7 protein-coding genes, 1 rRNA gene and 1 pseudogene are annotated in these 9,070 nt (G+C 47.6%); 3 read left to right on the forward strand and 6 right to left on the reverse strand.

Translation table 11 applies throughout. The features are described 5' to 3' along the window. Positions 1–23 precede the first annotated feature (23 nt). On the reverse strand, positions 24–2,810 hold the full coding sequence (polA, locus tag ACJHWR_RS15805; protein WP_000249993.1) for a DNA polymerase I: 2,787 nt from the start codon (positions 2,808–2,810) through the stop codon (positions 24–26). 363 nt (positions 2,811–3,173) lie between these two features. On the opposite strand from polA, the gene ACJHWR_RS15810 reads away from it, so the two are divergent. Beyond that, positions 3,174–4,106 (forward strand): acyltransferase, encoded by a 933-nt coding sequence (locus tag ACJHWR_RS15810; RefSeq protein ID WP_024175825.1) that lies wholly within the window; start codon positions 3,174–3,176, stop codon positions 4,104–4,106. A gap of 40 nt (positions 4,107–4,146) precedes the next feature. Here the strand turns inward: ACJHWR_RS15810 and ACJHWR_RS15815 are convergent. The 4 genes and pseudogenes from ACJHWR_RS15815 to ACJHWR_RS15830 all read right to left on the reverse strand — a co-directional run bounded on the left by ACJHWR_RS15815 (position 4,147) and on the right by ACJHWR_RS15830 (position 7,706). Further along, positions 4,147–5,576, reverse strand: a pseudogene (locus tag ACJHWR_RS15815) (YdgA family protein). A 154-nt stretch (positions 5,577–5,730) separates the two neighbouring features. Beyond that, positions 5,731–6,357 (reverse strand): thiol:disulfide interchange protein DsbA, encoded by a 627-nt coding sequence (gene dsbA, locus ACJHWR_RS15820; RefSeq protein ID WP_000725340.1) that lies wholly within the window; start codon positions 6,355–6,357, stop codon positions 5,731–5,733. A 16-nt stretch (positions 6,358–6,373) separates the two neighbouring features. Continuing rightward, complete coding sequence (srkA, locus tag ACJHWR_RS15825) at positions 6,374–7,360, reverse strand: stress response kinase SrkA (protein ID WP_001065510.1); 987 nt, start codon at positions 7,358–7,360, stop codon at positions 6,374–6,376. Positions 7,361–7,436: 76 nt separating this feature from the next. Further along, positions 7,437–7,706, reverse strand: a complete 270-nt coding sequence (locus ACJHWR_RS15830; protein WP_001295263.1) for a YihD family protein — start codon at positions 7,704–7,706, stop codon at positions 7,437–7,439. A gap of 69 nt (positions 7,707–7,775) precedes the next feature. Here ACJHWR_RS15830 and mobA point away from each other — a divergent pair, with 69 nt between their 5' ends. Continuing rightward, on the forward strand, positions 7,776–8,360 hold the full coding sequence (mobA, locus tag ACJHWR_RS15835) for a molybdenum cofactor guanylyltransferase MobA (protein WP_001052176.1): 585 nt from the start codon (positions 7,776–7,778) through the stop codon (positions 8,358–8,360). Beyond that, on the forward strand, positions 8,342–8,869 hold the full coding sequence (gene mobB / locus ACJHWR_RS15840; RefSeq protein WP_000907630.1) for a molybdopterin-guanine dinucleotide biosynthesis protein MobB: 528 nt from the start codon (positions 8,342–8,344) through the stop codon (positions 8,867–8,869). The genes mobA and mobB overlap by 19 nt, the downstream gene beginning before the upstream one ends. Before the next feature lie 102 nt (positions 8,870–8,971). Here mobB and rrf read toward each other — a convergent pair. After that, positions 8,972–9,070 (reverse strand): 5S ribosomal RNA (gene rrf, locus ACJHWR_RS15845); the annotation flags it as partial.

Raw genomic sequence — 9,070 nt, forward strand, 5'->3', positions numbered from 1 at the left:
AAAAGGGCATGTTCAGGCGAATCTTAGTGCGCCTGATCCCAGTTTTCGCCACTCCCCACTTCCACCAGCAACGGCACATCCAGACGGGTACAGTTTTCCATCAGTTGATGAATCTGCTTCGCGACGGCATCGACATCATCTTTATGAACTTCAAATACCAGTTCATCGTGTACCTGCATGATCATACGTACACGCGGTTGCTCAGCCTGTAGCCACGCATCAACGGCAATCATCGCCCGTTTGATAATGTCGGCGGCGGTTCCCTGCATTGGCGCGTTAATGGCTGCACGTTCAGCCGCTGCACGACGAGCACCATTGCTGGATTTGATATCCGGCAGATACAGACGGCGTCCGTCCAGCGTTTCAACGTAGCCCTGCTCTTTCGCCTGAGCACGGGTGCGTTCCATATACTCCAGCACGCCAGGGTAGCGTTCGAAGTAAAGGTCCATGTACTTCTGCGCTTCTTTACGTGGAATGTTCAATTGCCGCGCCAGGCCGAAAGCACTCATGCCATAAATCAGACCAAAGTTGATCGCTTTCGCGCTACGGCGTTGCTCGCTGGTGACGGTTTCCAGTGGCAAACCAAACACTTCTGCCGCCGTTGCACGGTGGATATCTTTTCCTTCCGCGAATGCGGTCAGCAAGCCTTTGTCACGCGAGAGATGCGCCATAATGCGCAGTTCAATCTGCGAGTAGTCCGCCGAGACAATCACATAATCCTCTGGCGCAATAAACGCCTGGCGGATACGACGACCTTCTTCATTACGCACCGGAATGTTTTGCAGGTTAGGATCGGTTGACGATAAACGTCCCGTTGCGGTTACTGCCTGGTGATAAGAGGTATGTACACGCCCGGTTTTCGGGTTGATCATCAACGGCAGCTTGTCGGTGTAGGTCGATTTCAGCTTCGCCAGACCACGATACTCCAGAATCACTTTTGGCAACGGATAGTCCAGCGCCAGTTCTTCCAGTACCTCTTCCGACGTTGACGGCGCGCCACCCGGCGTTTTCTTCAGCGGTTTAATGCCCTGTTTTTCAAACAGAATGGTTTGTAACTGCTTGGTGGAAGAAAGGTTAAATTCTTCACCTGCAATTTCATGCGCTTTCTTTTCCAGCTCAGCCAGACGCAAGGTGAGCTCTTCAGAGTGATTGTGCAGCACTTTCGGATCGATCTTCACACCGTTACGTTCAATGCGTGAAAGCACCGGCACCAGCGGCATTTCGATATTCTCGAAGACGTTCAACGGCCCTTTGTGTTTTTGCAGATCCGGCCACATTTTCAGATGCAACTGCAAGGTGACATCTGCATCTTCGGCGGCGTAACGTCCGGCTTCTTCGAGGGCAATCTGGTTAAAGGTCAGTTGATTTTTGCCTTTACCCGCAATCTCTTCAAAAGTGATGGTTTTGTGCTTCAACCAACGTTCCGCGAGGCTGTCCATATCGTGACGCCCGGCAACGCTATTGAGAATGTAGGACTCCAGCATGGTATCAAACGCAATCCCACGCAGCTCAATTCCGTAATTCGCCAGAATACCGCGGTCGTATTTCAGGTTTTGCCCGACCTTCAGCGCCTTTTCATTTTCCAGCAGCGGTTTTAGCAACTCGAGTGCACGCTCGCGAGAGATTTGATCGGGCGCATCAAGATAATCATGAGCAACCGGAATATATGCCGCTACGCCTGGCTCGATAGCAAAAGAAAGCCCGACCAGGTTAGCAGAGATGTTATCAAGGCTGTCGGTTTCGGTATCAAATGCAAATACCGGCGCTTTTTCCAGCTTCGCAATCCACGTTTTCAGTGTTTCTTCATCAAGGATGGTGACGTAGTTGTCATAAGAAATCACCGTTGCCGTCACTTCTGGCGCTTCGTCTGCAACACTGGTTTCCTGCGGCCTGGCTGCGGGTTTCGCCCCTTTAGCCTGTAACCATTTGCCCGCTTCGACATCAGCAGTCCAGCGTTTGAACTCATACTTTTTGAACAGCCCCAACAACTCTTCCGCCGCCGGTGGCTGCACTTCCAGTTGTTCACAGGTCAGCTCCAGTTCAACGTCGGTTTTAATCGTCGCCAGCTGGTATGAGAGATAAGCAACTTCTTTGTTTTGCTCGAGCTTCGCTGCCATTGTTTTCGCGCCACGGAAGCTCAACCCAGCAATTTTTTCTGGCTCGGCATACAGCGTATCCAGTCCGCCAAGACCTTGCAGCAATGCCTGCGCGGTTTTTTCACCGACGCCCGGTACGCCAGGAATGTTATCAGAGGAGTCACCCATCAGCGCCAGGAAATCGATGATCAGTTCTGGCGGCACGCCGTACTTATTCACCACCTCTTCCGGGCCGAGGATGGTATTCGTCATGGTATTGATAAGCGTAATATTTGGCGTCACCAGCTGCGCCATATCTTTATCGCCAGTGCTGATAAGCACCGGACGCCCGGCTTTTTCGGCTTCGCGCGCCAGAGTACCGATAACGTCGTCCGCTTCTACGCCAGAAACCGCCAGCAGCGGCAGTCCCATCGCTTTAACCATCGCGTGCAGAGGTTCGATTTGTGCTCGCAGATCGTCCGGCATTGGCGGGCGATGTGATTTGTAATGTTCAAACAGTTCATCACGAAAGGTTTTTCCCTTGGCGTCAAAGACCACCGCTGCATGCGTCGGTTTATATTGCATGATCAGACTGCGCAGCATGTTGAGGACACCATACATCGCACCAGTCGGCTCGCCTGCGCTGTTAGTCAGCGGGGGAAACGCGTGATATGCGCGATAAAGATAAGATGAACCATCTACAAGGATAAGTGGATTTTGGGGGATCTGAACCATAATGTCCGTGCCTGTTTATCAGATTATGGGTAAAGGATGCCACAGACAGGATGAAAACATGAGTTTTTCACCGCTTTTCGTGAAAATCTTTTGTAGATCTTCTGGATCGCTCGCAAATCGTCATGTGGATAACTTTGTGCATAAATTATTTACATCACTTTTAATTTATTATCATGCTTTTTACAGCATGATGTTTATCTTTGTTTTTCATGCAGTTAAAAATAAAGCCATCCCTAATAATTGAGATAATGGGATTTTTTCTAATGTGGATAGATATGAATTATTTTTCTCCTTAAGGATCATCCGTTATTTGGGTCGTTTTCTGCTAAAATCTGCGCCTTGCGCTTCTTTAGCGCACTGTCTATGGCTAACCTTTTGAATAAATTCATTATGACGAGAATACTCGCTGCGATAACCCTTTTGCTGAGTATCGTATTGACCATTTTGGTCACTATTTTTTGTTCCGTCCCGATCATCATTGCCGGGATTGTAAAACTATTGCTACCTGTGCCAGTCATTTGGCGAAAGGTTTCGCGTTTTTGTGATTTTATGATGTATTGCTGGTGTGAAGGTCTGGCGGTATTACTGCATCTGAACCCACACCTGCAATGGGAAGTTCACGGGCTGGAAGGGTTAAGTAAGAAGAACTGGTATCTGCTTATTTGTAACCACCGTAGTTGGGCAGATATTGTCGTACTGTGCGTGCTGTTTCGTAAGCACATTCCGATGAATAAATATTTCCTCAAGCAACAGCTGGCCTGGGTGCCATTTCTTGGCCTGGCGTGCTGGGCGCTGGATATGCCGTTTATGAAGCGTTATTCCCGCGCTTATTTATTACGTCATCCGGAGCGACGTGGTAAAGATGTTGAAACCACTCGGCGTTCTTGTGAAAAGTTTCGCCTGCATCCCACCACCATTGTCAATTTCGTTGAAGGCTCCCGTTTCACGCAAGAAAAACATCAGCAAACCCACTCCACTTTTCAAAACTTGTTGCCACCAAAGGCGGCAGGCATTGCGATGGCGCTAAATGTACTGGGTAAACAATTCGATAAACTGCTTAATGTTACGCTGTGTTATCCGGACAATAACCGTCAGCCGTTCTTCGATATGTTAAGCGGTAAACTGACGCGAATTGTCGTACATGTGGATTTGCAGCCTATTTCCGATGAGTTACATGGCGACTACATCAATGACAAAAGCTTTAAGCGCCATTTTCAGCAATGGCTGAACTCACTGTGGCAGGAAAAAGACCGGCTTCTGACGTCGTTGATGTCATCACAGCGGCAGGACAAGTAAGTTTTACTCGCCTCTGAATGAGCAGAGGCGAGTGAGTATTTTAATGAACAAAACGTCCGGCACGAGACATAAATTCTTCTTCGCTCATCTCCTGTCCGTTAAAAACAACTTTACCCGGTGTATAACGCAGCTGCAGCGAGGCGGTATTGTTGTCAATCGTGATTAACTGAAACATCTGACCTAATGTCATCATCCCGCTGATTTGTTTATCAGCCTGCTTTTGCGCTTTTTCCGCATCCATTCCTTCAGATAAATTAAGCTGTTTTGCGGTTTCTGTGACGACATTAAGCGGTAACTTCACATCAAAATTGAGCGATTTAATATCTTTGTTTGTGGATGATGAAGATTTGGCGGGGTCGGCAATACTGATATCCAGATTGGCATTTAGTTCGCCGAGTGCGTTCTTCCATCTTACCGGTTGTTTAATGGTCGGCTCACTTTTTTGTAATAACGGTAAATACTCTTTGAACAATGCAGCATTCACTTCTTGCAGAGCAACTTCATCGTTTGCTAACTCAGGGTGTGCAGCAAGCTGCTTCTGCATCGCAATGTTATACTGGATGATAAATTGGCGCACCGCTGAGGGATCAATAGATTCAGCAATCAATGACCACTCACCACTACCGAGTTGCTGATTCCCTTTTATTAACTTATCAAGTTCGTAGGTCAGATTGACATTGATATAATCTTTGTCTTTAACGCGATCCAGCCTGGTTTTTGCAACGAAAGCATCGATTTGGGCAACGACTTCCCCCTGGTTGATAATATTAACCTGATTAAATTTCGACTCGCTTTCACCAACCGGAAATTTCTTTTCTTCTAATCGTGTCAGAGAATCAAAGGTAAAAATTTTCGCCGTTACTTTGTTCATTGGTGAAAATTGCAGAACAATATCTTCGACTTTGCCTTCAATATCCAGGTTAGACAATGAACTACCATCACCATTAAAAGTAAACTGGCCCTTACCAAAGGAAAACTTTCCATACTCTGCAGGGGCAACATCTAATGTCGTGGAGAATGAGCCACCAAACGCGAACCTCAATGTCGCTTCCACGGGCGATTTATTTTTCGCGGCGATAAATAGCGGTTGTGTCAGTTCATTATTCACTAAGTTCACTTTTGCCGCTGCCAGTGCCGGGATGACATTACCATGCATTAACATTGTGATGGGCAACGGACCGTGCTCAACATCCACATCAAATGCAACTTTCTGGCCTGGCTTGATATTGAGATCGGGTGCACCGTTATCAAATGTTATTTGCATTTGAAAATGAGAATTAAAAAAGCCTTTGTCAAAGTTTTTATAACTTAACGTCATATCGTAGGCATGTTCACCTTTTTTTTAGCATCGTTAAAATCTTTAATAAACTTTTCGACACCAGGCTGAATTTGCGTACCTGTGTACCATGTGCCACCACCCCAGATTACGGCTAACGCAACAATAACACCTGTAGCTGACTTACGTATCATATAAATATTCCCTGATAAAACAGCAAAACTTTGAATATCCACTTATGCTGAAATAATGTCCAGCGGCAGGACGCATTATCAGAATGTATTTATATTTATTAAATAATAAAAAAAGCCCGTGAATATTCACGGGCTTTATGTAATTTACATTGAATTATTTTTTCTCGGACAGATATTTCACCGTATCAGCATACTGCTGAACAAAAACTTCCATATTGCTGGTATCCATACCCTGCGGATTCAGCTGATATTTACCGTTAACAAACATCGCCGGAACGCCACGCAATTGCACGTCAGCTGCAGCTTTTTCCTGCTGAGCGACCAGGGATTTCACCACGAAGCTGTTCCACGCCGCGTCGTACTCTTCACCTTTAATACCTGCGTTGATAAATACATCGCGGATATCAGATGCTGAACGAATGGTCTGGGTTTTCTGTACGCCTTCAAACAGCGGAACAGTGACTTTGTCTTCCACGCCCAGTGCCATCGCCACTGCCCATGCCTGAGTCAGATCTTTGCCCAGGTCACCACCCATGAAGTTGACGTGGTATTTAGTCATCTTCACGCCTTCCGGCAGTTTTTTCTTCACGTTATCAGAAATATGCAGAACTTCTTCAAACTGATAGCAGTGCGGGCAGAAGAAAGAGAAAAACTCCAGCACTTGCGGCGCGCCAGCTACCGGTTTTTCCAGGGTAGTGTACTGTTTACCATCTTCATACTGCGCCGCCGATGCGCTAAACGCTAAAACTAAACCAGCCAGCGCCAGCCAAATCTTTTTCATGATCTACTCTCTCCGATTAATACATAGGTGTTAATTGCAAAGGGGGTTCTTGTAGAACTTTTGCCTGTTCTATAAAAGTCGCCGTCTGTCGTAGCCAGTAATCTTCCCCGGTTAACCACGGGAAATTTTTCGGGAACGCGGGATCAGCCCAACGCCGCATTAGCCAGGCAAGATAATAAACCAAACGCATGGCGCGTAAAGGTTCAATCAGTCCGATTTCAGCGGTGTCGAACTCGCTAAATTCTTCATAAGCCTCAATAATAGTTTCCAGTTGCATCCGCTGCTCGGCTTTATCGCCATTGAGCAACATCCACAAATCCTGAATAGCCGGACCATTACGTGCATCATCCAGATCAACAAACATTGGACCATCGCGCCAGAGAATATTCCCAGCGTGGCAGTCTCCATGTAGCCGCAGAACGGTGAAATCTTCCCGCCAGTGTGCTGTAACGGCGGCGATCAGCTCATCTGTCGCTTTCAGAAATGCCGCTTTCAACCCGGAAGGTATCAGTGTAGCGTCCTCAAACAGCTTGCGAGGCTCAATGAGATATTCATTCAGACCGATGGTCGGGCGATGGATAAAAAGCTGTTTGCGCCCCGTCTGGTGCATACGCCCTAAATAACGCCCAACCGCTTCCATCTGATCGATATTATCAGCTTCGAACTGGCGACCACCGACGCTTGGAAAAACAGCGAAATAAAATCCCTGATGATTCAATAAAGTCTGACCGTTAAAGGCCACAGGTGCTGCGACCGGAACTTCATCATTTACCAACTGCAACGCAAATTGATGTTCTTCGAGGATTTGATCGGCTGCCCAACGTTCAGGACGATAAAATTTGACGACAAAACGTCGACGATCTTCGTCCTGAAATTGATAGACACGGTTTTCATAGCTGTTAAGCGGGGTAAGACCGGAATCCACCCGGATCCCTTGCTCAAACAGAGCATCCATGATGGTATCCGGGTGTAGTGTCTGGAAAGTAAAAGCGCTGTTGTTCATCCCATCATCCGGAAAACATTACGAATGATGAAGGATATCATTTCATGATGATTTTGGTGGCACCGCTTACAAGCTTTTACTCTTTAATTACACCACGTGCGCGTAATAGCGCCGTTTTGAAATCTTCTTCATAATCTTTCTGCAAACCCGGGATCACCGCATCTTTCGCGGAATCACGCATTTTCAGGTGATAGATCAGAATGTCATCCGTCAAATCCGCCAGTTCGCCGTCAAAACCTGACTCTTTCGCCAGTTTCTGCAAAAATTGCAGCAGGTTAAGGTCTGGCTCTTTTTGCCAGGCTGGCTGGAGGAGTTCAATAACTTCATTCAGACGTTTACATTTCATAGTAATGCTCCTTACTCTTGAGACAGACACGTTAGCAGGGTCAATCCCACAATAAAAGAGGCGATATCGGTGAATCTGATGACGACGATAACAGGCGTTGTGCTGGCGGGCGGTAAAGCCAGACGAATGGGCGGCGTAGATAAAGGATTGCTTGAATTAAACGGCAAACCATTATGGCAACATGTCGCTGACGCGCTTATGACGCAGCTCTCTCACGTCGTGGTTAATGCTAATCGTCATCAGGAAATCTATCAGGCAAGCGGTCTGAAAGTGATTGAAGATTCACTGGCGGATTACCCTGGCCCTCTGGCAGGAATGCTTTCAGTAATGCAGCAGGAAGCGGGTGAGTGGTTTTTGTTTTGCCCGTGCGATACGCCTTACATTCCCCATGATTTAGCCTCCCGGCTTACTCATCAGCGCAAAGATGCGCCTGTCGTGTGGGTCCACGACGGTGAACGCGATCACCCGACTATTGCTCTGGTAAACCGCGCAATTGAGCCTTTATTACAAGAATATCTGCAAGCAGGAGAACGCCGGGTTATGGCATTTATGCGTCTGGCTGGCGGTCATGCGGTTGATTTCAGCGATCGTAAAGAGGCATTTATAAACGTGAATACGCCAGAGGAGCTTGCCCGATGGCAGGAAAAACGATGATACCGTTACTCGCCTTTGCTGCATGGAGTGGCACCGGAAAAACAACGCTGCTGAAAAAATTGATCCCGGCATTATGCGCCAGAGGGATCCGTCCGGGGCTGATTAAGCATACGCACCATGATATGGATGTTGATAAGCCAGGCAAAGATAGCTATGAGCTGCGCAAGGCTGGCGCGGCACAAACCATCGTTGCCAGCCAGCAACGATGGGCCTTGATGACGGAAACACCAGGCGAAGAAGAGCTGGATCTACATTTTCTCGCAAGTCGAATGGATACCTCAAAGCTGGATTTGATTCTGGTCGAAGGGTTTAAGCATGAAGAGATCGCAAAGATTGTGCTGTTTCGCGATGGAGCCGGACATCGACCGGAAGAATTAGTGATAGACAGGCATGTTATTGCTGTAGCCAGTGATGTGCCGCTTAATCTTGATGTCGCGTTACTGGATATTAATGATGTTGGGGGGCTGGCTGATTTTGTGGTGGAGTGGATGCAAAATCAGGACGGATAAGCAAGAGTAGGCTGGATCAGACGCAGCCAGCGTCGCAGCCGGCCTTTTTCTGCACCAGCGCAAAAAGGCCATCCTTTTGGATGGCCTTTCGCTTAATTTGATGCCTGGCAGTTCCCTACTCTCGCATGGGGAGACCCCACACTACCATCGGCGCTACGGCGTTTCACTTCTGAGTTCGGCATGGGGTCAGGTGGGACCACC

The organism is Escherichia sp. WS568 (genome assembly GCF_046486085.1).
In the GTDB taxonomy this organism is placed as follows: Bacteria; Pseudomonadota; Gammaproteobacteria; order Enterobacterales; family Enterobacteriaceae; genus Escherichia; species Escherichia coli.

Excerpts from the sequence above, each read along its gene's own strand:
- ACJHWR_RS15810 (WP_024175825.1), top strand. The coding sequence starts at position 3,174 with ATGGCTAACCTTTTGAATAAATTCATTATGACGAGAATACTCGCTGCG.
- dsbA (WP_000725340.1), bottom strand. The coding sequence starts at position 6,357 with ATGAAAAAGATTTGGCTGGCGCTGGCTGGTTTAGTTTTAGCGTTTAGC.
- polA (WP_000249993.1), bottom strand. The coding sequence starts at position 2,810 with ATGGTTCAGATCCCCCAAAATCCACTTATCCTTGTAGATGGTTCATCT.
- mobB (WP_000907630.1), top strand. The coding sequence starts at position 8,342 with ATGGCAGGAAAAACGATGATACCGTTACTCGCCTTTGCTGCATGGAGT.
- srkA (WP_001065510.1), bottom strand. The coding sequence starts at position 7,360 with ATGAACAACAGCGCTTTTACTTTCCAGACACTACACCCGGATACCATC.
- ACJHWR_RS15830 (WP_001295263.1), bottom strand. The coding sequence starts at position 7,706 with ATGAAATGTAAACGTCTGAATGAAGTTATTGAACTCCTCCAGCCAGCC.